This is a genomic window from Rhodococcoides corynebacterioides (genome assembly GCF_019834675.1).
Lineage (GTDB): Bacteria > Actinomycetota > Actinomycetes > Mycobacteriales > Mycobacteriaceae > Rhodococcoides > Rhodococcoides corynebacterioides_A.
The window spans coordinates 25,663-49,470 of the sequence record NZ_JABUBU010000013.1 but is presented as its reverse complement, the minus strand read 5'-3'; the positions used below and the strand labels follow the sequence as shown (position 1 = coordinate 49,470).

23 protein-coding genes are annotated in these 23,808 nt (G+C 70.2%); 7 read left to right on the top strand and 16 right to left on the bottom strand.

Going from position 1 to position 23,808, the window contains the following annotated elements:
• Positions 1 to 83: 83 nt before the first annotated feature.
• Genes HQ603_RS13390 through HQ603_RS13370 form a run of 5 tightly spaced genes read right to left on the bottom strand, consistent with a single transcriptional unit; the run spans position 84 to position 5,415 of the window.
• Positions 84 to 1,196 carry an ABC transporter ATP-binding protein gene (locus HQ603_RS13390; protein WP_222685013.1) on the bottom strand — a complete coding sequence of 371 codons (1,113 nt, stop codon included), beginning with the start codon at positions 1,194 to 1,196 and terminating at the stop codon, positions 84 to 86.
• Positions 1,197 to 1,207: 11 nt separating this feature from the next.
• Positions 1,208 to 2,089: a carbohydrate ABC transporter permease gene (locus tag HQ603_RS13385; protein ID WP_222685012.1), complete on the bottom strand. Its 882-nt coding sequence runs from the start codon at positions 2,087 to 2,089 to the stop codon at positions 1,208 to 1,210.
• The gene (locus tag HQ603_RS13380) at positions 2,089 to 3,036 is read right to left on the bottom strand and encodes a carbohydrate ABC transporter permease (RefSeq protein ID WP_222685011.1); all 948 of its coding nucleotides are present in this window, start codon (positions 3,034 to 3,036) and stop codon (positions 2,089 to 2,091) included. The genes HQ603_RS13385 and HQ603_RS13380 overlap by 1 nt, the downstream gene beginning before the upstream one ends.
• Positions 3,036 to 4,385 carry an ABC transporter substrate-binding protein gene (locus tag HQ603_RS13375; RefSeq protein ID WP_222685010.1) on the bottom strand — a complete coding sequence of 450 codons (1,350 nt, stop codon included), beginning with the start codon at positions 4,383 to 4,385 and terminating at the stop codon, positions 3,036 to 3,038. The genes HQ603_RS13380 and HQ603_RS13375 overlap by 1 nt, the downstream gene beginning before the upstream one ends.
• Before the next feature lie 7 nt (positions 4,386 to 4,392).
• Entirely contained in the window at positions 4,393 to 5,415 is a 1,023-nt protein-coding gene (locus HQ603_RS13370) for a sugar-binding transcriptional regulator (protein ID WP_222685009.1), read from the bottom strand.
• Between the two features lie 69 nt (positions 5,416 to 5,484).
• On the opposite strand from HQ603_RS13370, the gene HQ603_RS13365 reads away from it, so the two are divergent.
• Complete coding sequence (locus HQ603_RS13365; protein WP_222685008.1) at positions 5,485 to 6,507, top strand: NAD(P)-dependent alcohol dehydrogenase; 1,023 nt, start codon at positions 5,485 to 5,487, stop codon at positions 6,505 to 6,507.
• Positions 6,504 to 7,994 (top strand): mannitol dehydrogenase family protein, encoded by a 1,491-nt coding sequence (locus HQ603_RS13360; protein ID WP_222685007.1) that lies wholly within the window; start codon positions 6,504 to 6,506, stop codon positions 7,992 to 7,994. Before HQ603_RS13365 ends, HQ603_RS13360 begins: the two co-directional genes overlap by 4 nt.
• On the opposite strand, the gene HQ603_RS13355 is transcribed toward HQ603_RS13360, so the two are convergent.
• The 5 genes from HQ603_RS13355 to HQ603_RS13335 form a co-directional block, all read right to left on the bottom strand.
• On the bottom strand, positions 7,991 to 9,115 hold the full coding sequence (locus HQ603_RS13355) for an ROK family transcriptional regulator (protein WP_222685006.1): 1,125 nt from the start codon (positions 9,113 to 9,115) through the stop codon (positions 7,991 to 7,993). The genes HQ603_RS13360 and HQ603_RS13355 overlap by 4 nt on opposite strands.
• Complete coding sequence (locus HQ603_RS13350) at positions 9,112 to 10,524, bottom strand: sugar ABC transporter permease (RefSeq protein ID WP_222685005.1); 1,413 nt, start codon at positions 10,522 to 10,524, stop codon at positions 9,112 to 9,114. Before HQ603_RS13350 ends, HQ603_RS13355 begins: the two co-directional genes overlap by 4 nt.
• Positions 10,521 to 11,315 carry an ATP-binding cassette domain-containing protein gene (locus tag HQ603_RS13345; RefSeq protein ID WP_222685004.1) on the bottom strand — a complete coding sequence of 265 codons (795 nt, stop codon included), beginning with the start codon at positions 11,313 to 11,315 and terminating at the stop codon, positions 10,521 to 10,523. Before HQ603_RS13345 ends, HQ603_RS13350 begins: the two co-directional genes overlap by 4 nt.
• Positions 11,316 to 11,320: 5 nt before the next feature.
• The gene (locus tag HQ603_RS13340; protein ID WP_222685003.1) at positions 11,321 to 12,442 is read right to left on the bottom strand and encodes a sugar ABC transporter substrate-binding protein; all 1,122 of its coding nucleotides are present in this window, start codon (positions 12,440 to 12,442) and stop codon (positions 11,321 to 11,323) included.
• A gap of 74 nt (positions 12,443 to 12,516) precedes the next feature.
• A complete protein-coding gene (locus HQ603_RS13335) occupies positions 12,517 to 13,920 on the bottom strand; it encodes a xylulokinase (protein WP_222685002.1) in 1,404 nt (467 codons plus the stop codon).
• Positions 13,921 to 13,984: 64 nt separating this feature from the next.
• Here HQ603_RS13335 and HQ603_RS13330 point away from each other — a divergent pair, with 64 nt between their 5' ends.
• On the top strand, positions 13,985 to 14,680 hold the full coding sequence (locus tag HQ603_RS13330) for a TetR family transcriptional regulator (protein ID WP_308126519.1): 696 nt from the start codon (positions 13,985 to 13,987) through the stop codon (positions 14,678 to 14,680).
• On the opposite strand, the gene HQ603_RS13325 is transcribed toward HQ603_RS13330, so the two are convergent.
• Positions 14,664 to 16,703, bottom strand: a complete 2,040-nt coding sequence (locus HQ603_RS13325) for an acyltransferase family protein (RefSeq protein ID WP_222685001.1) — start codon at positions 16,701 to 16,703, stop codon at positions 14,664 to 14,666. The genes HQ603_RS13330 and HQ603_RS13325 overlap by 17 nt on opposite strands.
• Positions 16,704 to 16,855: 152 nt before the next feature.
• Between HQ603_RS13325 and HQ603_RS13320 the strand changes: the two genes are divergently transcribed.
• Complete coding sequence (locus HQ603_RS13320; protein WP_222685000.1) at positions 16,856 to 18,013, top strand: acyl-CoA dehydrogenase; 1,158 nt, start codon at positions 16,856 to 16,858, stop codon at positions 18,011 to 18,013.
• 60 nt (positions 18,014 to 18,073) lie between these two features.
• Here HQ603_RS13320 and HQ603_RS13315 read toward each other — a convergent pair whose 3' ends face one another.
• The 3 genes from HQ603_RS13315 to HQ603_RS13305 are packed head-to-tail and all read right to left on the bottom strand — an operon-like array spanning position 18,074 to position 19,681.
• Positions 18,074 to 18,433: an RNA-binding S4 domain-containing protein gene (locus tag HQ603_RS13315; RefSeq protein WP_068144612.1), complete on the bottom strand. Its 360-nt coding sequence runs from the start codon at positions 18,431 to 18,433 to the stop codon at positions 18,074 to 18,076.
• A complete protein-coding gene (locus tag HQ603_RS13310) occupies positions 18,430 to 18,921 on the bottom strand; it encodes a metallophosphoesterase family protein (protein WP_222684999.1) in 492 nt (163 codons plus the stop codon). Before HQ603_RS13310 ends, HQ603_RS13315 begins: the two co-directional genes overlap by 4 nt.
• A gap of 1 nt (position 18,922) precedes the next feature.
• Positions 18,923 to 19,681, bottom strand: a complete 759-nt coding sequence (locus HQ603_RS13305; RefSeq protein ID WP_222684998.1) for an SDR family oxidoreductase — start codon at positions 19,679 to 19,681, stop codon at positions 18,923 to 18,925.
• Positions 19,682 to 19,774: 93 nt separating this feature from the next.
• On the opposite strand from HQ603_RS13305, the gene HQ603_RS13300 reads away from it, so the two are divergent.
• Positions 19,775 to 20,176 carry a VOC family protein gene (locus HQ603_RS13300; protein ID WP_222684997.1) on the top strand — a complete coding sequence of 134 codons (402 nt, stop codon included), beginning with the start codon at positions 19,775 to 19,777 and terminating at the stop codon, positions 20,174 to 20,176.
• A 35-nt stretch (positions 20,177 to 20,211) separates the two neighbouring features.
• Here HQ603_RS13300 and HQ603_RS13295 read toward each other — a convergent pair whose 3' ends face one another.
• On the bottom strand, positions 20,212 to 21,039 hold the full coding sequence (locus HQ603_RS13295) for a lysophospholipid acyltransferase family protein (protein WP_222684996.1): 828 nt from the start codon (positions 21,037 to 21,039) through the stop codon (positions 20,212 to 20,214).
• Positions 21,040 to 21,160: 121 nt separating this feature from the next.
• Here HQ603_RS13295 and HQ603_RS13290 point away from each other — a divergent pair, with 121 nt between their 5' ends.
• Together HQ603_RS13290 and HQ603_RS13285 are read left to right on the top strand one after the other, a co-directional pair.
• Positions 21,161 to 22,546: an NAD(P)/FAD-dependent oxidoreductase gene (locus HQ603_RS13290; protein ID WP_308126518.1), complete on the top strand. Its 1,386-nt coding sequence runs from the start codon at positions 21,161 to 21,163 to the stop codon at positions 22,544 to 22,546.
• 15 nt (positions 22,547 to 22,561) lie between these two features.
• Positions 22,562 to 23,365, top strand: coding sequence for a UbiA family prenyltransferase (locus HQ603_RS13285; RefSeq protein ID WP_222684994.1), 804 nt, complete (start codon positions 22,562 to 22,564; stop codon positions 23,363 to 23,365).
• 28 nt (positions 23,366 to 23,393) lie between these two features.
• Here the strand turns inward: HQ603_RS13285 and HQ603_RS19255 are convergent, their stop codons facing one another.
• Entirely contained in the window at positions 23,394 to 23,759 is a 366-nt protein-coding gene (locus tag HQ603_RS19255) for a hypothetical protein (RefSeq protein WP_371831053.1), read from the bottom strand.
• Positions 23,760 to 23,808 lie beyond the last annotated feature (49 nt).

Below are 23,808 nucleotides of genomic sequence, written 5' to 3'. Positions count from 1 at the left end.
CGCGAGTATCGCCACACGATCGGCGCGGAATCCGCGGATTCGCGGATCGGCATCCGATCGTGTGGCAGAACTCGCGCCGACCCCTACGCCCCGATGCGCTCACCGGTCTCGGGATGGAACAGGTGCGCCGTGCCCTCCCGCTTCCGGAGCGTCACCGTCTCACCGATGCGCGCCGGGGCCCGCTGCGGGGACCGCGCGACGATGGTGGCCGAGGTGCCGTCGACCGCCCGGATCTCCCGGTCGGGGAAGCTCGCGTAGAGATAGCTCTCGTTGCCCAGCTCCTCCACCAGATCCACCTGCACCAGCAGCCCGTCGTCGTCCGCGCTGCCGATCTCGAGCTGCTCGGGCCGCAGACCCAGGGTCACCTCGTCCAGACCGGCCGCCGCGATGGCGGTCAGCTGATCGCGCTCGAGCGCCACGAGGCGCTCGCCCACCTGTACCCCACCGGACGCGACGGGCACCGTGAACAGGTTCATGGCGGGCGAACCGATGAAGCCGGCCACGAAGGCGTTCACCGGGTGGTCGTACAGCTCGGTGGGCGACGCGAACTGTTGCAACCGACCGTCTTTCAGGATCGCGACGCGATCGCCCATCGTCATGGCCTCGACCTGGTCGTGCGTGACGTACACCGTGGTGGTGCCGAGTCGTCGCTGCAGAGCGGCGATCTGCGTGCGGGTCTGCACGCGCAGCTTGGCGTCGAGGTTGGAGAGCGGCTCGTCCATGCAGAACACCTGCGGCTCGCGCACGATCGCCCGACCCATGGCGACGCGCTGACGCTGACCACCGGAGAGCTTGCCGGGCTTGCGGTCCAGATACTCGGTGAGGTCGAGCAGCTTCGCGGCCTCCTGCACCTTGCGATTGCGCTCCTCGAGGCCGACGCCGCGCATCTTCAGCGCGAAACCCATGTTCTCCCCGACGGTCTTGTTGGGGTAGAGCGCGTAGTTCTGGAACACCATCGCGATGTCGCGGTCCTTGGACGGCACGCCGACCATGTTCTTCCCGCCGATCTCGATGGCACCGCCGTCGATCTCCTCGAGGCCGGCGAGCATGCGCAGCGCGGTGGACTTGCCGGATCCCGACGGCCCCACCAGGACGACGAACTCGCCGTCCTGGATGTCGAGATCGAGCGAGTCGACGGCCAGTTTGTCCGCGCCCTCGTAGATGCAGGACGCGTTCTTGTACGAGATTGCAGCCATGATCGTTTCTCCTACTTGATGGCGCCGAAGGACAGGCCGCGCACGAGCTTGTTCTGCGCGAACCATCCGGCGAGGACGACGGGAAGGGCTGCGAACGTCGCAGCGGCGGAGAGCTGGGCCCAGTACAGGCCCTGCCCGGTGATGAAGCCGACCAGGTAGACCGGAATGGTCTGGGCCTGAACGGCGGTGAGGTTCACGGCGAAGAAGAACTCGTTCCACGAGAAGATGACGCAGATCAACGACGTCGCCGCGATTCCGGGCGAGACCAACGGCAGGATGACCTCCCGCACCGACGTCCACAGCGAGGCTCCGTCCATGCTCGCGGCCTCGAGCAGCTCGCTCGGCACCTCGAGGAAGAACGAGCGCATCATCCACACCGCGATCGGCAGGTTCATCGCCGTGTACAGGACGATCAGCGCCCAGATGTTGTCCAGCAGGCCGATGTCGCCGACGATCACGTACAGCGGCACGATCGCCGCGACGACGGGAAGCATCTTGGTCGAGATGAAGAAGAACAGCACGTCCTGCGTCTTCTTCACCGGACGCAGCGACAACGCGAACGCGGCCGGAACTCCCAGCAGGAGAACGAGAAGCGTCGAGACCACGGTGGCGAACGCCGAGTTGGCGAGCGTGGTGCCGATCCCGCTCTCGAGCACCCCGCGGTACTGATCGAGGGTGGGCGTGAAGAAGATCTTCGGGGTGGAGGTGTAGGCGTCCGCCTCCTGCTTGAACCCGGTGATCACCATCCACAGCACCGGGAAGAAGAAGGCGATGCCGGCGATCCAGGCAACGAGGGACCAGATCGACCCCGGTCCCCATGTCCGCTTGCGGGACACCGGGGCGGACGTGCTCGGGGCATTCCGGTCGGTGCCCCGCTCGGTGGTGGTGCTCATCAGGCCGCCTCCTCTTTCCCGCTGAAGCTCGTGAAGATCAGTCGCAGCGCCAGGGTGCTGACGACGATGGTGGCCACCACGGTGACGACGCCCATGGCCGCGGCCTGCCCGATGTCGAAGCCGAGGAACGCCCGTTGGTAGATGTAGAACGGCAGGTTGGACGACGCGACGCCCGGGCCACCGGACGTCATCATGTAGACGGCGTCGAAGGTGTTGATGAGGTAGATCGCACCGAGGACCGCGCCGAGTTCGATGAAACGCCGCAGGTGCGGCAGCGTCAGCTCGCGGAACAGGGCGATCGGCCCGGCGCCGTCGACCCGCGCGGCCTCCGCGATGTCCTTCGGCATGGACTGCAGACCCGCGAGGATCAGCAGCATCATGAACGGGGTCCACTGCCAGACCAGGTTGGTCATGACCGCGGCGAGCGGGAAGCGCGAGACCCAGTCGATCTCGCCCACCCCGAAGGGACTCAGGACGAAGTTGATCAAGCCGAACACCGGGTCGAACATGGTGGTCTTCCAGATCAGCGCGCCGGCGACCGGGGTCACGAGGAACGGGGTGATGAGCAGCGTGCGAACGAGACTGCGCCCGATGAACTTCCGATCGAGCAGCAGTGCGAGCGCCAGACCCAGCACCACCGAGATGAGCACCGTGCCCACGATCATGATCACGGTGTTGAACGCGACCGTCCGGAACTGGCTGTCCCGGAACACGTCGACGTAGTTGTTCAGGCCGTTGAACTCTCGCGATCCGGGACGCACCAGGTTCCACGACTGCGTCGAGTAGTAGAGCGTGAACAGGAACGGGATCTGCGTGACGACGATGGCGAACACCATGGCGGGCAGCAGCGGCCCGCGGCGGCGCCACCCCTCGGCCTTCGAGATCACCCGTTCTCGCGGAACGACGGTGGACTCGGTTCTCCCCGAGTCGACTTCGGTCGCGGTCATCACTGATCCTCCTGGTACGTCTTGCCGACCACCTCGGCGTACTGCTGCGCCTGAGCGAGCGCGTCCTGGACGCTGATCTGTCCTGCCACCGCGGCGCTGATCTGTTGGCTGACCCGCGTGCCGAGATCCTGGAATTCGGGGATCGTGAGGAACTGGACTCCGGTGTAGGGCACCGGGTCCACCGTCGGGTCCTGCGGATCGGCCCCGTTGATCGAGTCCAGCGTCACCTGACCGAACGCGGCCGACGCCTCCCGGTACTCCGGGATCTCGTAGGTGGACAACCGACTTCCCGGCGGCACGCGCTCCCACCCGAGCTCGGTACCGACCTTCTGCAGGTACTCCCTGTTCGTCATCCACGAGACGAACTTCCAGGCGTCGTCCGCATTCTCCGACGTCGTCGGGATCCCGAGCGCCCACGAGTACAGCCACCCGTTGTCGCCCTTGACCGCCGACGGCGCCTTCGCGTAGCCGATCTTGCCGACGACGGTGCTCGACGTCGGATCCTCGAGGACCGACACCGCCGAGGTGGCGTCGTACCACATGGCCGTGTTGCCCTGGGCGAGCTGCGTTCCGCATTCGCTGAAGCCGCTCGTCGCCGCGCCGGCCTGCCCGTGTGCTCGCACCAGGTCGACGTAGAACTGCACGGCCTGCTCGACCTGCGGGCTGTCCAGCTGCGCGTTCCAGTTCTCGTCGTACCAGCGTCCGCCGAACGCGTTGATCACGGTGTTCAGCGGAGCGAGCACCTCACCCCAGCCGGGCTTGCCGCGCAGGCAGATACCCGACATGCCGGGGCGGTCGAGCGCCGCGGCGGCCTCGGCGACCTGATCCCAGGTGGGCTCGGCCGGCATCGTGATGCCCGCCTCCTCCATCAGATCCTTGCGGTACATGAGGAACGACGATTCGCCGTAGAACGGAACCGAGTACATGCTGCCCTCGTAGGAGAGCGACTCCTTCAGCGACGGGATGAAATCGTCCTCGTCGTAGCCCGGGGTGGCCTGCGCGTACTCGGACAGGTTGGTCAGCCACCCGTTCTCGGCCCACTGCGGCGTCTCGTAGTTGCTGATCATGACCACGTCGAACTCACCGCCGCCCGTGGCCACCGACGCCGTGATCTTCGCGCGGGCCTCGTTCTCGGACAGGGACACGAACTTCAGGTTCACACCGGGGTTCTCGGCCTCGAACTCCGGCGCGAGCGAGATCGCGTCGGACATCTGCGAGTTCGAGACGATGGCCACGGTGATGGTCGTGCCGTCACCGTCACCGCCGAACGATCCCGCGCCCGCGCAACCGCTCGCCGTCAGCACGGTGGCTGCGGCGAGGGCGACGAGTGGGACGAATCGTGATGTCACGTCGGTACTACCTCGATTCCTTCGTGGGGGTGCTGCCGGGCTCGTCGAGAAGGTCGAGAGCGCAGGCGATATCGGTCACCAGGACGGTGGCCAGGCGGCCGCGCAGAGCGGCCCGGACGGCGGCGTGCTTCCGCGCGCCGCCGGAGATGAGCAGAGTGGTGGCGCAGTTCCGGATGTCGTCCAGCGGGACCGAGACGGTGCGGTCGGCCAGCGAGCCGCCGACGTCGGCACCGTCGGCGTCGAAGAACCGCCCGCCGATCTCGCCGACCGCACCGAGGCGGTCGAGTTCGAGCAGCAGATCCGCGTCGAGGAAACTGCCCTCGAACAGCGTCGTCGAGGTCGAGACCGGGCCGAGGCCGAAGAACATGAGGTCCGCGGTGCGGCCGGCGTCGAGCGCCTTGGACATCAGCGAATCCTGCTGCAGCGCCACGACGGTCGCGGGGTCGGCGTACAGCGGGGCGTTGAGCCGCATCGGCGACGCCTGCAGTTGTTCGGCGCAGCGCGCGAGCACGAAGTCGACCCCGGTCTGGTAGTCCGCCGTGCTCATGGACCCGTCCAGCTGCACCACCCGGGCGCACCGACTGCCGCGGCCCTGCAGCGCCTGTGCCACCGCGACCGTCTCCGGCCCCCAGGTGAAGCCCAGGGTGTGAGTGGGCTGTACGCGCCGGGTGAGCACCCCCGCGGCCGCTCGGCCCACCGCGTCGTACCGCCCGCCGGCGTCGTCGATGCTCGACGTGACCACCAGCGCCTCGTCTAGTCCGTACCGCTCCTCGAGCCGCCGTTCGAGGTCGGTGTGCACCGAGCCGCTGATCTCCTCCGGAACGTGGATCTCGATGCGCACCAGCCCGTTCGCCCGCGCACGAGCGACCAGCCGGCCCGCCGTGGGCCGAGAGACGCCCAGCTTGGCGGCGATCTCCGCCTGGGTCGCGCCCTCGACGTGGTACATCGTCGCCGCACGCAGCGCCAGCCTCAGCTCGTCGCTCCCGTTCGGCGTCGTCACGATGTCGCTCCCGACCGTCGGGGTGAGCATCTGCTCACCTGGTGTTCATCTGCTCACTTACGCTAACATCGAGGTGTGATCCACACAACAGTCGAGTCCATGCGTGCTGCAGTTCTCACCGAGCCCGGGCATCTGGAGACGCAGACGCGGCCCGTCCCGGCCCCGTCGGCCGGCGACGTCCTGATCCGCGTGGCCTCCGTCGGGGTCTGCGGCTCGGACACGCACTACTACCGGGAGGGCCGCATCGGGGACTTCGTCGTGGAATCCCCGCTCGTCCTCGGCCACGAGGCGTCGGGCGTGATCGTCGCCGTCGGCGTCGGCGTCTCCCCCGAGCGCGTCGGATCGCGGGTCTCCATCGAGCCGCAGCGACCCGACCCGCACAGCCGCGAGACGCGGTCGGGCCGCTACAACCTGTGCCCCCACATGGAGTTCTACGCGACCCCGCCGGTGGACGGAGCCCTCTGCGAGTACGTGACCATCGGATCGGAATTCGCGCACGACGTTCCGGACTCGGTGTCCGACGACGCCGCGGCCCTGTTCGAACCCCTCTCCGTCGCCATTGCGACCGCCCGTAAGGCCGGAATCACCGGGGGCTCGCGGGTTCTGATCGCCGGCGCCGGCCCCGTCGGGCTGCTCACCGCTCAGGTAGCCCGGGCGTTCGGAGCGACGGAGATCGTCGTCTCCGACGTCTCGACCACCCGACGCGACGGCGCCGGCCGGTACGGCGCCACCCGCGTGATCGACCCGGCCGCCGAGTCGGTCCACGGCCTCGACGTCGACGCCTTCGTCGACGCGTCGGGCGCACCCCGTGCCGTCCAGGACGGGCTACGCGCCGTGCGTCCCGCGGGCACCGTCGTGCTCGTGGGCATGGGCGGCGACGAATATCCGCTTCCGGTGTCGGTGATCCAGAACCGCGAGCTCTGGGTCACCGGCGTCTTCCGTTACGCCCACACCTGGCCCACCGCTCTGGACCTGGTCCGCACCGGCCGCGTCGACCTCGACAGCATGGTCACCGCCCACTTCGACCTCGATCACGTCGAGGACGCGCTGAACCACGACCGCACCGACGGCAGCATCAAGGCCGTCGTCACCGTGACCCCCAGTCAGGAGACCCTCTCGTGAAGCTGTCCGCCGCCGCCCTCGACCGGCTTCCCGACGACGTCGACGTGCCCCGCTACGACCGGTCCGCGATCACCACCGGCATCGTGCACTTCGGTGTCGGCGGCTTCCACCGCGCGCACCAGGCGATGTACGTGGATCGACTGCTGCGCACCGACTTCGAGTCCGCGTCCCGGTGGGGCATCTGCGGTGTGGGTGTGCTGCCGGGCGATCGCCGGATGAAGGACGTCCTGGACGCCCAGGACTGCCTCTACACCCTGGCGCTCCGGCACGCCGACGGATCGTGGGACACCTCGGTGATCGGATCGATCACCGAATACCTCTTCGCGCCGGACGATCCCGAGGCGGTGATCGAGAAGCTCGCGCACGCCGACACCCGCATCGTCTCCCTCACCGTGACCGAGGGCGGGTACAACTTCTCGGCCACCACGGGTGAGTTCGACGCCGAGAACCCGTCCGTCCGAGCGGATCTCGCTCCGGGCGCGGTGCCGGGCACCACCTTCGGACTCGTCTGCGAGGCCCTGTCGCGCCGGAAGGCCCGCGGTCTCGCGCCGTTCACGATCATGTCGTGCGACAACATCGAGGGAAACGGCCACATCGCCCGGTCGACCTTCACCGCGTTCGCGCGTCTGAAGGATCCCGCACTGGCGCAGTGGATCACGGACAACGCCCGGTTCCCCAACTCGATGGTGGATCGCATCACCCCCGTGACCACCCCCGACGTCGTCGACGAACTCGCCGCGCGGTACGACCTGGAGGACGCCTGGCCCGTCGCCGCGGAACCGTTCACCCAGTGGGCCCTCGAGGACTCCTTCACCCTCGGACGGCCGGCGTTCGAGGACGTCGGTGTGCAGGTGGTCGACGACGTCACCCCGTACGAGCTGATGAAGCTGCGGCTGCTCAACGCGAGCCACCAGGCCCTCTGCTACGTCGGGTACCTCAGCGGGTACCGGCTCGTCCACGACGTCACGCAGGACCCGCTGTTCGCCCGGTTCCTGTTGCGCTACATGGACGAGGAGGCCACACCCACCCTGCAGCCGGTGCCCGGAATCGATCTCGCGGACTACAAGCGCACACTGATCGAGCGCTTCTCCAACCCGGAGATCCGGGACACCGTGGCGCGCCTGTGCGCCGAGTCGTCCGACCGGATCCCAAAGTGGCTGGTGCCCGTGGTGCGCGCGAACCTCGACTCCGGCGGTCCGATTACGCTGTCCGCAACCGTGATCGCCAGCTGGGCGCGCTACGCCGAGGGCGTCGACGAGCAGGGCGAGCCCATCGAGATCGTCGACCGGCTGAAGGACTCACTGGTGCCGACGGCCCGATCGCAGCACGACGACCCGCTCGCATTCGTGCGCAACCGGGACTTGTTCGGCGACCTGGTCGACGACGAGCGTTTCAGGGCCGCCTACCTCGCCGCGCTCGACGGATTCCACACGCGCGGAGCCCGCGCCGTCGTCGAGGAGCTCGTGAACCGACCCGATCGCACCTAGAGGCGCGGGAGTACCTGCGCGAAGGCCAGTTCCGCCGCCCCGATGACCGAGATGCGGCGGCCGAGGCTCGACACGTGCAGGGCCACGCCGTGCTGACGGCCGACCAAGCAGTCGTTCACCGCGGCACGGACGTGGTCCATCACGGACGGCACCCCCAACACGTCCGCGAACAGTCCGCCGAAGACGACGGCGCGGGGATCGACCATCGTGACGATGGTGCACACCCCGGTGGCGAGGTCCTCGACGTACGCGTCGGGAAGCGCACCGCCGCGAGCGGCGAGGTCCGCGATGGCCCGCGCCAGGGCGGCGGGGCGGGCCGGGCCGGCCAGCCCGAGCGCGTCGCGCAACGCCTCCTGGCCGACCGAGAGCTCCCAGCAGCCGTCGCTGCCGCAGCTGCACCGACGGCCCCGGCGGGTCGCCCGCATGTGGCCGACCTCGCCGGCGTATCCACCGGACCCGCCCAGCAGCGTTCCGGCGCCGATGATTCCGGCGCCGACACCGAACTCCGCGAACAGGTACACCACGTCGTCGATTCCGCGGGCGCAGCCGCGCGTGTGCTCGGCGACGGCGCCGAGGTCGGACTCGTTGGCCACGGTGCACGTGGCCCCCACGGCGTCGCCGACCAGCCGGCCCAGCGGCACGTCGCGCCACCCGAGGTTGGGAGCGACTCGCACCATGCCGTCCGAGGACCGGACCAACCCCGGCACCGCGACGCATACCGCCCGCGGCGGGGTACCGACGCGCGCCGTGAGGTCCTCGGCCGCCGCCGCGATCCGGTCGACCAGGTCGCCGGGCGCCCGGCCCGCCCCGGTCTCGTGGTCGATCTCCGCGAGAGTCGTTCCGCCCCAGCCGATCGCGGAGAACGCGACCCAGTCGACGGCGGCGTCCACCGCCAGCACCCACGCCGACTCGGCGACGGGGTCGACGACGAGCGACGGACGTCCCGCGCCGCCGCCCGTGGACGGGTGCTCGGTGACCAGACCGTCGGCCACGAGGTCGTCGACGAGGGACTTGACCGTGCTCCGATTCAGCGAGAGGTCCTCGGCGAGTTCCGCCCTCGTCCGCGCGCCACCGAGGTGGACGGCACGGACGAGGGCGGAACGAGCGGAGCGGTCTCTCACCGACCCGTCGGTGCGCGGCGTCGGGACAGCGCGTCGACGCTGGCGGCGAGCAGCAGCACCAGGCCGGTGACGATGGAGACCACCGCGGCCGACTGCCCCTGCAGGCGCAGGCCGTTGTCGATCACGGCGATCACCGCCGCGCCGATGACCGCGTCACGCACGCGGCCCCGACCGCCGAACAGCGAGGTGCCACCGATGACGGCCGCACCGACCGCGAACAGCAGCGTGTTGCCGCCGCCCGCCTGCGGATCCACCGAGCCGACCTTCGACGCCGCCACGATCGCCCCGAGTGCGGCGATGGTGGAGCTGACGACGAACACGCTCATCCGAATCCGGCGGACGTCGATACCCGCACGCCGCGACGCCTCGGCGTTGCCGCCGACCGCGTAGACGTGCCGGCCGTACGACGTGCGGTCGAGCACGAACGTCGCGAGCACGAGCACCGCCAGCACGATCGGCACCACGTACGGGATGCCGGCGATCGACAGCACCGCCGGGTTGGGGCTGCGGTTGACCGTCATCGCCCACGTCGCCAGCGCCGCGAAGACTGCCAGCGCGGCGATCTTCACCAGCAGCAACGCCGTCGGCGGGGCGGTGAGCCCCTTCTTCAGCCGAGTGCGCTGACGCCCGAGGTTGATCGCCGCGAACCCGCCGACCACCACCACGAACAGCACCCAGCTCGCCCACACCGGCAGGGACCGGTTGGCCACGGCGAACAGCACCGGGTTGTCCGAGATGCCGAGCGTGCCGCCCTCGCCGATCAGCTGCAGGACCACACCGCCCCAGGCCAGGAACAGCGCCAGGGTGACCACGAAGGACGGAATGCCGACCCGCGAGACCAGGAATCCGGTGAGGCAGCCGATGGACGCGCCGACGCAGATCGCGAGCACGATCTCGATCCACGGGTTCGCCGGAACCCCGAGCACCGCGATCAACAGCGCGATCGCGGCGGGCACGATGGCCACCCACAGACGGGTCAGTCCGGCCAGCACTCCGGCGAGCACGAGCACCAGGCAGAAGGTGTAGAACACCCCGGATCCCATGCCGCCGAGCAGGTTTCCGCCCTCGGTGTAGTGCAGTGCGAGCACCGCCGCCGCCACCCCGGAGCCCGTGCCCGCCGAGAGGTCGATCTCGCCGAGCAACAGCACGAACACCAGGCCCATGCCGATCAACGCGGTCGCGGCCCCCTGCGAGAGCAGGTTGGCGACGTTGTTGAGCGTGAGGAACTGCTCGGAGAGCGACGAGAACACCACGAGCAGCACGACCAGCCCGGCGAGGGCCGGGAGAGCGCCCAGTTCTCCGCCGCGCAGACGCGCGACGTAGTCCTGCCCGGCCTGCCCGAGCGTCCGACGCTCGGTGTCCATCGAGAAGTCCGAGCGCGCTCGGTCCTGTTCCGGTGCGGCGGTCATATCGTCACCGCCTTCGCCTCGGCGGACGGCAGGCCGATGTCGCCGCTCCGACCGGTCGTGATGAGTTCGACGATCTGCGGAACCTTGACGTCCGCCGTCCGCACCTGTGCCGCCATGCGGCCCAGGAAGAGCGCCGCGACGGAGTCCGACACCTCCACCACGTCGTTCATGTTGTGGCTGATGAGCAGCACGCCGACGCCCGAATCCGCCAGTCGCCGAACCAGATCGAGCACCTGACGGGTCTGGGCGACACCCAGGGCCGCGGTGGGCTCGTCGAGCAGCACCACCTTGGACTCCCACAGCACCGACTTCGCGATCGCGACGGTCTGGCGCTGTCCGCCGGACAGCGCCGCCACCGGGGTCCGCACCGACTTCACGGTGCGGACCGACAGCGACGCGAGCGTGTCACGCGCCGCCTGCTCCATCGAGGCCTCGTCGAGCAGTCCCTTGGCCGTGCGTTCGCGGCCGAGGAACATGTTCTGCACGATGTCGAGGTTGTCGCACAGCGCGAGGTCCTGATAGACCACCTCGATGCCGAGCGCCGCGGCGTCCTTCGGGTTGGACACCGACACGGGCTCGCCGCCGAAGCGGACCTCGCCCGAGTCGGTGCCGTGGATGCCGGCGATGCACTTCACCAGCGTCGACTTGCCCGCACCGTTGTCCCCGACCAGGGCGGTGACCTCACCCGCCCGGACCGTCAGGTCCACGTCGTGCAGCACGTGCACGGGGCCGAAACTCTTGTTTATCTCCCGCAGTTCGAGCACCGGGGGAGCCTGGACGGTCTCCGCCATGCCGGTCAGGAGATGCCCGCGTCGGCGCACGCCTGTGCGACGTCGCCGGTGCACAGCGCGTCGGCCGTGACGGCACCGCCGTCGACGGCGACCTTCACGTTGTCGCGCGTGATGGTGACCGGGTCCAGCAGGACCGACTTCACCTGACGGTTGCCCTCGGGGTCCTCCGACGTGGCGGTCGCCTTCGCGTCGGCCGCGGCGGTGTCGCCGTTGGCCAGGTCGATCGCCAGCTCCGCCGCGGCCGCCGCTTCCTTGGCGACGTCCTTGAACACGGTCATGCACTGATCGCCGCGGAGCACCGCGCGCAGGCCGTCCTCGGTCGCGTCCTGCCCGGTGACGGGCACGGTGCCGTTCAGGCCGTTCTTCTGCAGCACGGTGATCACGGCGCCGGCCAGACCGTCGTTGGCGGCGAGAACGCCGTCGACGCGACCGCCGTTGGCGGTGAGCAGCTGCTCGAACGTGGTGGCACCGACCTGATTGTCCCACTCGGGAATGGCCTGGTCACCCGCCAGCCGGAGCTCGCCGGAGTCGTACTTCGGCTGCAGCACCTCGAGCGCGCCGGCCTTGAACAGCGTCGCGTTGTTGTCCGTCGGCGAGCCGCTGATCTGGATGATCTGGGCGCCCGGCTTCGCGCCGACGCAGTCGACCAGGCCCTGACCCTGCAGGTTGCCGACGGTGGTGCTGTCGAAGGAGACGTAGTAGTCGGCCGAGCCGCCCAGCGTCAGGCGGTCGTAGTCGATGGTGGCGACGCCGGCCTCGGTGGCCTTCTTCTGCACGGCCGCACCGGATTCCGACGACAGGTTGCTCATCAGGATCACCTTGGCGCCCTGGCTGATCATCGAGTCGGCGATCGACGAGAACTTGGTGGTGTCGCCCTCGGCGTTCTGGATGATCGGGTCGAGACCCGCGTCGCTGAGAGCCTTCTGCAGGAGCGGACGGTCCTGGGACTCGTACCGCGCGGAGGACTTCGTGTCGGGGAGGATGACCCCGACCTTGGTGCCGCCGTTGTTCGATCCGCCGCTGTCTCCGCTGCCGGTGTCGCCGCCGCTGGAGTTGCTGCCGCACGCCGTGAGTGCCATGACGAGACCGACGCCCGCCGCGGTGAGGGCGAGCTTGGTGTTCTGCATCGATCGTCCCTTCGGTTGTATGTTGCGAAGCACAACATATTCCCGCGGGTGTGATCCACGCAATAGGGCTCCTGTCAGGTGTTGCGCGCCACTCCATCGGTGAGATCCCGAACCTCGGCGTACCGCGCCCGCACGTCGGGGGTCGGCTCCGCCTCGTAGCGAGGCCGGTCGGCGACGCTCCACACCGGCGGCTCCGCGCCGCCGGCCAGCACCCACGCCGCCTGCCGCGCCGCCCCGTCCGCCACGTACTCGCCCGGCGCCGGGACGTCCACCGGCATCCCGAAGATCGCCGGCGCCAGCCGCCGCACCGCCTCGGACCGCGCGCCCCCACCCACCATCAGCACCCGGCGCACCGACGCGCCCTGATCGCGGAGGTGGTCGATGCCGTCCGCCAGGCTGCACAGCAGACCCTCCACCGCGGCGCGGGCCAGGTGCCCCGGCGTCGACGTGCCGAGCCGCAGGCCGTGCACCGCGCCGGTCGCGTCGGGACGGTTCGGGGTGCGCTCGCCTTCGAGGTACGGCACCATCACCAGCCCCTCGCTCGCGGTCGACAGCGCCAGCCGGGACAGCTCGTCGTGGTCCACCCCGAGCAACCGGGCCGTCGCGTCCAACACGCGCGCCGCGTTCAGCGTGCACACCAACGGCAGTTGGCGGCCCGTCGCATCCGCGAATCCCGCGACCAAACCCGACGGGTCCGCCGCGGTCGCCGTCGTGACGGCGGAGACGACGCCCGACGTCCCGATCGACACCACCAGATCGCCCTCGCCGGCGCCCAGAGCCAGTGCGGCAGCGGCATTGTCACCCGTTCCCGGCCCCAGGATTGCGCCCGACGCGGTGGTCCCGATCCGCTCCGACGGACTCGCGACCCGGGGAAGACGCGGACGCCGTCCACGGAACGCCAGCTCGAGCAGATCGAGTCGGTACTCGCCCGTCGCGGCGGAGAAGTACCCGGTACCGCTGGCGTCGCCCCGATCGGTCACCAGCGCGTCCGGATTCGCCGCGCCGCCCAGCTGCCACGTCAACCAGTCGTGCGGAAGACACACGGCCGCAGTCCGATCCGCGTTCTCCGGCTCGTGATCGGCGAGCCAGCGCACCTTCGACGCCGTGACGGCCGCGACGGGCACCACCCCCACCGCGTCCGCCCACGCCTGCCCGCCGCCGAGCTCCGCGACCAGGTCACGGGCAGCGTCGGCGGAGCGAATGTCGTTCCACAGCAGCGCCGGACGCACCACCTCGCCGTCCTCGTCCAGACACACCATGCCGTGCTGCTGCGCCCCGACCGCCACAGCGGCGACGTCGTCCAGTCCGCCCGCGGCGTCGACGGCCGTGTGCATCGCGTCGCGCCAGTGCCGGGGATCGATCTCGGTGCCGTCCGGATGCGACGCGCGGCCCTCGCGGACCAGCGCGCCGGAATCGGCGTCGCGAACAACGACTTTGCAGGACTGGGTGGAGGAATCGACACCCATAACCAACGCCACGACTGGTCCTCTCCCGTACCGCTTCGAGCCCCCGGCCTGCAGGGTTTCACGCTACCGTGGTCCCGTGCCCGCCCACGACGAGTCCGGCGAATCGGACCGATTCCGACTCGACGTCATGAGTGCCGCACTCGAACTGTTCGAGAAGCGCGGCTTCGACGCCACCACCGTCGACCAGATCGCCGACCGCGCCGGAATCTCCCGCCGTACCTTCTTTCGCCAGTTCGGCTCGAAGGACGACGTGGTGTTCGTCGACCACGACGTCACGCTCGCCGCGGTGCGAGACTTCCTGGCCCACAGCGAACTCTCCCCGTACGACGCCGTCTGCGACGCCGCGGCGCAGGTCTACGAGCGTTTCGCCGGAACCCCCGACACCACGCGTCGGCGGTACCGCGTCGTGCAGGCCGTACCGGCGCTTCGCGAGCGGGAACTGGTGATGGTGCTGCGGTACGAGCAGGTCTTCGTCGGCACCCTCCGGGACCGCACGCCGGACGCCGATCCCTTGACCACGGTGCAGTTCGCCGCCGCCGTGACGGCCACCCACAACTACCTGCTGCGCCGGTGGCTCCGCGACGCGACGGCCGTCTCCGCCGCCGACGTGCGCACCGCCCTCGCCGCCGTCCGGGCGCGCTTCACGGCACCCACGGCACACTCCGCGCCGACCGCCGGGCCCACCGTCGCGATCCTGCCGGCGGGCGTGCATCCGGACGACGTCACCGCCGTCCTCACCCGGCACTTCGGCGCCGTCACCACCACCGAGTGACGTCGCCGACCGTGCGGTCCACCACCGGCACGAGCGACCGCACGTAGGACACCGACAGGTGGTGGGAATCGTGGTAGATCAGCACGTTTCCCTCGACGACGCGGCAGCGGTCCGCCCGACAGACCGCGTCGGAGAAGTCCACCGGCACCACGCCGGGGAACGGTGCCGACGCGTCCGCGGCGGGGTCGACCTCCGCCAGCACCTCCGCCCTCGGCAGACCGCAGGACTCGGCGTCCCCGCCGTCGGCGAGGCAGTCCGCGGCGCGGTAGGGCACCCCGTCCACGCTGAGCCACGGGGTGTCGCGGATGCCGATCACCGACAGGCCCGCCGCCTCGAGGCGACCCCACACGTCGGTGTACGCGGTCGGGGTCACGTCGCCGAACTCCGTCGGCGACGGGCGCGTCGAGGTGGTGACCACCCAGTCGGGTCGCTCGTCGGCCAGACGCGTCAGCACGTCCTCGGACCAGTCGCGGCAGTCCGGGTACGGGTTGCCCTCGAGCAGCAGCGGTTCCCCGATGTCGAGCGGGCAGCCCATCTTCAGATACGTCACGACGGCGACGCCGCGGGCACGCCCGATCTCGTCGAGGGCCGGCAGCCAGTGCTCGGCGTGCGATCCTCCCGCCAACGCGAGGGTGCGGTCGGCGTCCGGATCACCGTAGGTGCAGGTGATCACCTCCCGCTGGGTCATGTCGGCGATGCAGCCGTCGAGGGTGGACTGCGGCAGGTCCATCGCGGCGTCGAGCACGGTCGGCCGCATCGGCGCGTCGGGCACGTCGGCGCCGTCCGTCAACGCCGCCGCGCCGGGGTACAGGCGCGCGTCCAGGGTCGAGTCGGTCGGTCCGGTCGTCCGCTGCAGATAGCCCTGCCAGGTGGTCGCCGTCAGCGCGAGCACGGCGAAGCCCACCACCACGGCGCGACCGACGACGCGCGACCCGGCGGTCACCCGTCGTTCGACGAGGTTCCGGGTGACCACGGCGAGACCCACCGACGCCGCCACGATCAGCGCGCCGGTCAGCGGCGTCACCGTGCCGCCTGCGCCGAGGACGGCGATGAGAATCGGCCAGTGCCACAGGTAGAGCGGGTAGGCGATGGAGCCGAGGAACAGCAGCGGCCGTGACTGCAGCGCGGCGGTGACGGACGTCGGCGCGGCCGGATCGGTGCCCGCCGCGATCACCGCCAGCGCGGCGCCGACCGGGACCGACGCCCACGGGCCGGGGAACAGGGCCGCCCCGTCGAGGACGAAACCGCCGAAGCACAGCACCGGCAGACCGACCGCGCCGAGCACCGCTCGCACGCGCCCGGAGATCGCCACCCGCCCGATCAGCAGGCCGGCGAGCGCGCCCACCCCGAGTTCCCAGAACCGGGCCGTCGTGTCGTAGTACGCCCAGCCCTGCCGAACGGTCCCCAGGTGCGCCGCGTGGACGAACGACAGCAGCGAGGCGACCGCCAGCGCCGCGATCAACAGCGGACGCACCGCGTCGGGGCGACCCACCCGCCGGGCGGCCGCCACGATGCCCGCCACCAGCAGCGTCACCACCACGTAGAACTGCACCTGCACCGACATCGACCACAGGTGCTGCAGGGGACTCACCGACGCGTCCGCGGCCGCGTAGTCCGACGCGGTCGCGGCCAGTTCCCAGTTCTGGACCTGGGCCAACGTCGCGACGATCTGCCGCGTCGTCTCGTCCCACGTCGTGAACGGCAGGCGCGCCACCGTCCACAGCCCCACCGCGGCCAGGACGACGACCATCGCCGGATACAGCCGGCGGGCCGTGCGGGACGCGACGGCGCTCACGGCCCCGCTCTCGGCCCGCCGGAGCACCATCGTCGTGAAGAAGAAGCCGGACAGGACGAGGAAGACGTCGACGCCACCGGACACCCGGCCGAACCAGATGTGGAAGACCACCACGAGCGCAATGGCGAGTCCGCGGAGCCCGTCGAGGTCGGCGCGGTGGACCGCGCGGGGCTCGCGCGCGGGTGGGGCACTGCGTGTCGACGGGACGTCGGCCGTGGGGCTGGTCATGCACCCGCCTCTCGATCGTCCGGTCGAACCAGGGTACCGGGCACGCCCGATTTGGCATCGCGTGCCACACGTCTCTGGTGTGGCCAGGGCCTGCGCTGGTAAGGTCACCGACAATCCCCGGCACCGAGTGCCACATCTGTGAAGGAGCCACCATGGCCGGCAACCCCGACTTCGACCTGTTCCAGCTTCCCGACGAGCACAACGAGCTCCGCGAGGCCATCCGCGCGCTGTCGGAGAAGGAGATCGCGCCCTACGCGGCCGAGGTCGACGAGCAGGAGCGCTTCCCCGAGGAGGCCCTGAAAGCCCTCAACGCCTCCGGCTTCAACGCCATCCACGTGCCCGACGAGTTCGGCGGCCAGGGTGCCGACTCCATCGCGGCCTGCATCGTGATCGAGGAGGTCGCCCGTGTCTGCGGGTCGTCCTCGCTTATCCCCGCCGTGAACAAGCTCGGCACCATGGGTCTGATCCTGAACGGCAACGACGAGCTCAAGCAGAAGGTGTTGCCGTCCATCGCCGAGGGCGAGATGGCGTCCTACGGACTGTCCGAGCGCGAGGCCGGCTCCGACGCCGCGGGCATGAAGACCCGCGCGAAGGCCGACGGCGACGACTGGATCCTCAACGGCACCAAGGCCTGGATCACCAACGCCGGCAAGTCCAGCTGGTACACCGTCATGGCCGTCACCGACCCGGAGAAGAAGGCCAACGGCATCTCCGCCTTCATGGTCCACAAGGACGACGAGGGCTTCTCCGTCGGCGAGAAGGAGCGCAAGCTCGGCATCAAGGGCAGCCCCACCCGCGAGCTGTACTTCGAGAACTGCCGCATCCCCGGCGACCGCATCATCGGCGAGCCCGGCACCGGCTTCAAGACCGCGCTGGCCACCCTCGACCACACCCGCCCGACCATCGGCGCGCAGGCCGTCGGCATCGCGCAGGGCGCGCTCGACGCCGCCCTCGCGTACGTCAAGGAGCGCAAGCAGTTCGGCAAGCCGATCAGCTCGTTCCAGGGTGTCGAGTTCATGCTCGCCGACATGGCGATGGAGATCGAGGCCGCGCGCCTGATGGTGTACTCCTCCGCCGCTCGCGCCGAGCGCGGCGAAAAGAACCTGGGCTTCATCTCCTCGGCCTCCAAGTGCTTCGCCTCGGACGTCGCCATGAAGGTCACCACCGACGCCGTGCAGCTCTTCGGCGGCGCCGGCTACACCCGCGACTTCCCCGTCGAGCGGATGATGCGCGACGCCAAGATCACCCAGATCTACGAGGGCACCAACCAGATTCAGCGCGTCGTGATGTCGCGCGCGCTGCTGCGCTGACCCGCTCGGACACTTCGGTGCAGTGGTCCACCGTCACGGTGGACTACCGCACCGAGTTCGTCAGGCCTGGCCCCGGAGCCGATCGATCTCCCGCCGATCCCGCTTGGTCGGCCGCCCCGCGCCCCGATCCCGCACCGGTACGGCCGCGAACAGCTCCTTCGGCGGGGGCGGCGGGCTCCGGTCGACGTAACACTCCGCGGCGGCGGGGGCGCCGACTCGCTTGCTCACCAGCCGGGCCACCTCCACGATGCGTTCGCGCCCGCCCGCCCACACCCGCACCTCGTCACCGGGCACCACGGGTTGCGCGGGTTTCGCGGTGGCGCCGTTGATCTTCACGTGCCCGCCCCGGCACGCCGACGCCGCCGCCGAGCGGGTCTTGAACAGCCGCACCGACCAGGTCCAGGCGTCCACGCGGGTCACAGCGACACCAGCCGGACGTCGTGAATCTCGTTGTCCGCCAACCGCAGCGTCATGTACGTACACGCCGGTTGACGACGGCGGTCGGTCGGCGATCCCGGGTTGAGCAACCGCATCCCGCGCTCGGTGACCGTGTCCCACGGAATGTGACTGTGGCCGAAGACGAGCAGGTCGACGTCGGGATACGCGGCGTCGGCGCGCTTCTCGCGTCCCCTCTTCGACCCCGTCTCGTGCACGACGGCGACGCGGACGCCCTCCACGGTGCGGCGATCGACCTCCGGGACGAGCGCCCGGAGGTCGTCGCCGTCGTTGTTGCCCCAGCACGCCAGGAGGTCCGACGCCCGTTCGCGCAGTGCGTGATACAGCTCCACCGCCATCCAGTCACCGGCATGGATCACCAGGTCGGCGCGGTCCACCTCGTCCCACACCGGCGCGGGGAGGTCCTTCGCGCGGGTGGGGACGTGGGTGTCGGCGAGGAGCAGCACCTGCATGTCAGTCCTTCGGACCGCCGGCGACGTAGATCACCTGACCGGAGACGAATCCGGCTCCCTCGCTGCAGAAGAACGACGCCGTGTGGGCGATGTCCTCGGGCTGGCCGACGCGGTTCACGGGGATCTGCGACGCCGCGCCCTTCTTGAAGTCCTCGAAGGGGACGCCGACGCGCTCCGCCGTCGCCGCGGTCATCTCGGTCTCGATGAATCCCGGGGCGATCGCGTTGACCGTCACGTTGTAGCGGCCCAGCTCGATGGCGAGCGTCTTGGTGAAGCCCTGCATGCCGGCCTTGGCGGCGGCATAGTTGGCCTGCCCGCGGTTGCCCAGCGCCGACGTCGACGACAGGTTCACGATGCGGCCCCACTTCTCCTCGACCTGGTGCTTCTGCACCTCGCGGGACATGAGGAACGCGCCGCGCAGGTGCACGCCCAGCACGGCGTCCCAGTCGTCGACCGACATCTTGAACAGCAGGTTGTCGCGCAGGATGCCGGCGTTGTTGACCAGAATGGTGGGCTTGCCGAAGTCGGTCGCGATGCGCTCGACGGCCGAGACGACGGACTGCTCGTCGGCGACGTTCGCCCCGACTCCGATGGCCTGGCCACCCGCCGCGGTGATGGCGTCGACGGTGGTGGCGCACGCGGACTCGTCGAGATCGACCACGGCCACGCCGTACCCGTCCGCCGCGAGCCGCTTGGCCACGGCTGCACCGATTCCGCGCGCACTTCCCGTGACGATTGCCGTCCTGACCTGATCGCTCACAGCTACCCTTTCGTCGTTCGGCACCGAAACCCGCGTCGGCTCTCGTTCTTTCTATCAGCGCACCCGGCGCGCCCCGACGGAAAGGCGTGCGCCATGCCCTCGCGACTCAACCCGTACCTGTCCTTCCGCGACACCGCGCGCGAGGCCATGGAGTTCTACCGGGACGTCTTCGGCGGAGACCTGACCGTGTCCACGTTCGGCGAGTCCGGCATGCCGGTCGAGCCCGCCGAGAACGATCTGGTCATGCACGCCCAGCTCGAGACCCCCACCGGTTTCCTGCTCATGGGCGCGGACACGCCGTCGTCGATGTCGGTGTCCACCAACGGCACCGTCTCGCTCAGCGGCGACGACGAGGCCGACCTGCGACGCTGGTGGGACGGTCTCTCGGACGGCGCGACGACGGGCGTGCCGCTGGAGAAGGCGCCGTGGGGCGACACCTTCGGCATGCTCACCGACCGCTACGGCATCGGCTGGATGGTGAACATCGCCGGCTGAGCGGTCAGTACTCGCTCACCGCGCGTACTGATCGATCAGTACTCGCTCACCGCGAGTTCGACGGCGACCTGCAGATACTCCGCGACGGTGCGGGCGATGGTGATCGGCTTCTCCGGCAACGTCAGATCGGGCACGTCGATGTGCACACTGGCGCTCCGGAACCGGCCGGGCGGCGGCCCGTAGTGCAGCCCCATCACCACCAGGGTGGGCTCGATGCCCTTCGCCCGAGCGCGCACGACGATGTGTCCGATCCCGCTGCCGACGTGCTGCAGCACCGCCGGGCAGCCCTCGTTGCACGTGCCCTCGGGGAACAGGGCGAGATCGTCGCCCCGCCGGAGTCGCTCCGCGCAGACGTCCATCATCAGGTTCCCGGCGCGCGCGGCGGCCCGCAGGCCGTGGTCCTTGCCGCGGAACACCGGGATGCCGCCCATCATGTCGATCCGACGGCGCTGGGATATGTCGATGCCACGACGGCGCTGGGATATGTCGATGCCACGACGGCGTTGCGACGTCCTCTCGGCCAGCGCACGGCCACGGCCCGGCTCGGTCTCCCCGAACAATTCGTCCTTCGCCAACACGCGGGTCCGGCCGATCACCGGGCGCAGCGCGCTCGACCACGCCGCGGCGGCCACCGTGTAAGGGTCGGTGTCGCTGACGTGGTTCACCGCGACGATCAGCCGGCGGTCGTCGTAGATCAGGCTGCGCAGCCGCTCGCGGGCGCCGATTCCGTAGTGCACCCGCGGGCGGAAGCGCCGCGCGAGGGTGCCGTACGCGAGCCGCGCGACCCGTCGATTCTGCTGATGCGCGAGGTAGTAGTCGTAGACGGCGTCGGCGTTCTCCAGCGCGACCACGGGGCGGTCCATGTCCCGAATCCTAAGCGTCGATGCTGTTCCTGCCGTTTGTTCTGACATTTGGAGCGAGCCGTGTATGGTCTGGGTCACAGGTGGAGACCCCACTCATGTCCTGACATGGAAGGTGCGCATCGTGACCACTGCCCCGCATCGCGTCGTCGTCATCGGCTCCGGCTTCGGCGGCCTCTTCGCCACCAAGGCACTCCGCCGTAGCGACGTGGAGGTCACGCTCGTCGCGCGCACCGCGCACCACCTGTTCCAGCCGCTGCTCTACCAGGTGGCCACCGGGATCCTCTCCGAGGGCGAGATCGCGCCGTCCACGCGCATCGTGCTCCGCGATCAGCGCAACGCCAACGTGCTCATCGGGGACGTCACCGACATCGACCTCGACGCCCGCACGGTCACCTCGAATCACCGCGGCCGCGTCACCGTGACGCCGTACGACAGCGTGATCGTCGCCGCGGGCGCCGGCCAGTCCTACTTCGGCAACGACCGGTTCGCGGAGTTCGCGCCCGGCATGAAGACGCTCGACGACGCGCTCGAACTCCGTGGCCGCATCATGAACGCCTTCGACGCCGCGGAACTGGCCACCGACCCCGACGAGCGCGCTCGCCTGCTGACCTTCGTCGTCGTCGGCGCCGGACCGACGGGTGTCGAGATGGCGGGGCAGATCGCCGAGCTGTCCAAGCGGACCCTCGCCGGCACGTTCCGCACCATCGACAGCCGCGACGCCCGCGTCGTCCTGCTCGACGCGGCCCCGAAGGTGCTGCCCCCCTTCGCCGATTCTCTCGGTGAGCACGCCCGCCGACGGCTCGAATCCCTCGGCGTCGAGGTCACCCTGAACGCCGCCGTCACCGATGTCGACGCCGAGGGCCTGGTGGTGCGCACCGGCGACGGCACCGAGCAGCGCATCGACGCGGCCACCAAGGTGTGGTCCGCCGGGGTGGCCGCGAGCCCGCTCGGCGCGATGCTGGCCGAGAAGTCGGGCGCGGAGATCGACCGCGCGGGACGGGTTCTGGTGCAACCGGACCTGACGCTGCCGGGCCATCCGAACGTCTTCGTCGTGGGCGACATGATGGCCCTGGATCGGCTGCCGGGCGTCGCGCAGGTGGCCATCCAGGGTGGCCGGTACGCCGCCCGCGCCATCGCGGCCGAGGTGAGCGCCGAGGGGAAGGGGCGACCGGCCCCGGAGCGCCGCCCGTTCCGCTACCACGACAAGGGCAGCATGGCGACGGTGTCGCGCTTCTCCGCCGTCGCGCAGGTGGGCCCGGTGAAGATCACCGGATTTCTCGCCTGGCTCATGTGGTTGGTGGTCCACGTGGCCTACGTGGTGGGGTTCAAGAGCCGCCTCACCACCGTCTGCAACTGGGCGTGGACCTTCCTGGGCCGCACCCGGACTCAGCTGACCGTCACCCATCAGCAGACGGAGGCACGCCTCGCGCTCGGGCGCCTGGTGTCGCTCGAGGACGCCCGCGCCGCCCGCGAGACCCCCACGCGGACGGAACAACTCGCGGGCTGACTCTAGGCTGGGAGGATGAGCGAACCGTCGCGCGCGCAGTCGCTCCTGATCTCCTCCCATCCGGGGCCCGCCGTGGCCGTCACGGCCATTGCCGCCGTCCTGACCGCTCGTCTGTCGCCGTCGCCCGCGCAGGTGATCGTCGTGGTGGTCGCCGTGGCCTCCGGGCAGTTGCTGACCGGGTGGACCAACGACCTCGTCGACGCCGACCGTGACCGTGCGGTGGGCCGGACCGACAAGCCGTTGGCGCGAGGGGTGTTGTCGCGCAGGGCCGTTCGTACGGCCATCGCCGTCTCCGCCGTCGTCTGCGTGGTGGCGTCGCTGCTACTCGGCGTCGTGCCGGGACTGCTGCACCTCGTGCTCGGCGTCGGCGCCGCCCTCGCCTACAACGTGGGTCTGAAATCGACCGTGGTGTCCTGGTTGCCGTACACGATCGCGTTCGGCGCGCTGCCCGCCGTGGTGTCCCTCGCGATCGACGACGCGTTGCCACCCCTCTGGACGGTCGCGGTCGGATCGCTCCTGGGATTCGGCGCGCACCTGGTGAACGTGCTGCCCGACCTCGCCGACGACCGCGCGACGGGCATCTCCGGGTTTCCCCACCGACTGCCCCCGGCCGCCGTCGCACCGACCGCCGTCGGCGCACTGTCGCTCGCGTCGATCGTCGGCGTGGGCGGGGCCCGCGGGTTCGACGCCGTCGGGGTGCTCGCCCTCGTCGCCGTGGGGGTGTGTGCCCTGGTGGCGCTGACGGGGTCCGGACGGCGGCCGTTCCAGGCGGCGATCGCGATCGCCGCGGTGGACGTGGCGGTGCTCGTCACGGCGTGATGTCGCCGGACGCGGCCGAACGCGCGGGCTACTCCGCCTCGACGACCTCGAGGTCGTCGTCGTCCCGGAAGACCAGACGGCCGTCGTCGAGGGCCACGGCCCAGCGGTGCGGGACGGCCCACGTGCGGCCCCCGGTGTCACCGTCCAGCGTGCCGGCGTAGTCGTCGACCACGCGGCCGAGGGGCGCGTCGGCGTCGGACCCGGTGTCGGACCCGGTCTCGCCGCGTCCCGCGGCGTCGTCGGCCGACTGCACGAGGCGCACCCGGGCTCCGACCTGCAGCGACGCCGCGACGGCGTCGTTCGAATCGGCGTCGTTCGAATCGGCGTCGTTAGGGTCGATACCGTCTGCACCGTCGACGGCGGGCGTGGTGGGCTTCTCGGTGATGGCAGTCATGGCGACCTCCTGGATCCTGCGTTTTCCCGACCGGAGCGAGTTCCCCGCA

Excerpts from the sequence above, each read along its gene's own strand:
- HQ603_RS13325 (WP_222685001.1), bottom strand. The coding sequence starts at position 16,703 with ATGACCAGCCCCACGGCCGACGTCCCGTCGACACGCAGTGCCCCACCC.
- HQ603_RS13285 (WP_222684994.1), top strand. The coding sequence starts at position 22,562 with ATGAGCGAACCGTCGCGCGCGCAGTCGCTCCTGATCTCCTCCCATCCG.
- HQ603_RS13345 (WP_222685004.1), bottom strand. The coding sequence starts at position 11,315 with ATGGCGGAGACCGTCCAGGCTCCCCCGGTGCTCGAACTGCGGGAGATA.
- HQ603_RS19255 (WP_371831053.1), bottom strand. The coding sequence starts at position 23,759 with ATGACTGCCATCACCGAGAAGCCCACCACGCCCGCCGTCGACGGTGCA.
- HQ603_RS13350 (WP_222685005.1), bottom strand. The coding sequence starts at position 10,524 with ATGACCGCCGCACCGGAACAGGACCGAGCGCGCTCGGACTTCTCGATG.
- HQ603_RS13365 (WP_222685008.1), top strand. The coding sequence starts at position 5,485 with ATGCGTGCTGCAGTTCTCACCGAGCCCGGGCATCTGGAGACGCAGACG.
- HQ603_RS13295 (WP_222684996.1), bottom strand. The coding sequence starts at position 21,039 with ATGGACCGCCCCGTGGTCGCGCTGGAGAACGCCGACGCCGTCTACGAC.
- HQ603_RS13340 (WP_222685003.1), bottom strand. The coding sequence starts at position 12,442 with ATGCAGAACACCAAGCTCGCCCTCACCGCGGCGGGCGTCGGTCTCGTC.
- HQ603_RS13320 (WP_222685000.1), top strand. The coding sequence starts at position 16,856 with ATGGCCGGCAACCCCGACTTCGACCTGTTCCAGCTTCCCGACGAGCAC.
- HQ603_RS13385 (WP_222685012.1), bottom strand. The coding sequence starts at position 2,089 with ATGAGCACCACCACCGAGCGGGGCACCGACCGGAATGCCCCGAGCACG.
- HQ603_RS13300 (WP_222684997.1), top strand. The coding sequence starts at position 19,775 with ATGCCCTCGCGACTCAACCCGTACCTGTCCTTCCGCGACACCGCGCGC.
- HQ603_RS13370 (WP_222685009.1), bottom strand. The coding sequence starts at position 5,415 with ATGCTCACCCCGACGGTCGGGAGCGACATCGTGACGACGCCGAACGGG.
- HQ603_RS13310 (WP_222684999.1), bottom strand. The coding sequence starts at position 18,921 with ATGCAGGTGCTGCTCCTCGCCGACACCCACGTCCCCACCCGCGCGAAG.
- HQ603_RS13390 (WP_222685013.1), bottom strand. The coding sequence starts at position 1,196 with ATGGCTGCAATCTCGTACAAGAACGCGTCCTGCATCTACGAGGGCGCG.
- HQ603_RS13380 (WP_222685011.1), bottom strand. The coding sequence starts at position 3,036 with ATGACCGCGACCGAAGTCGACTCGGGGAGAACCGAGTCCACCGTCGTT.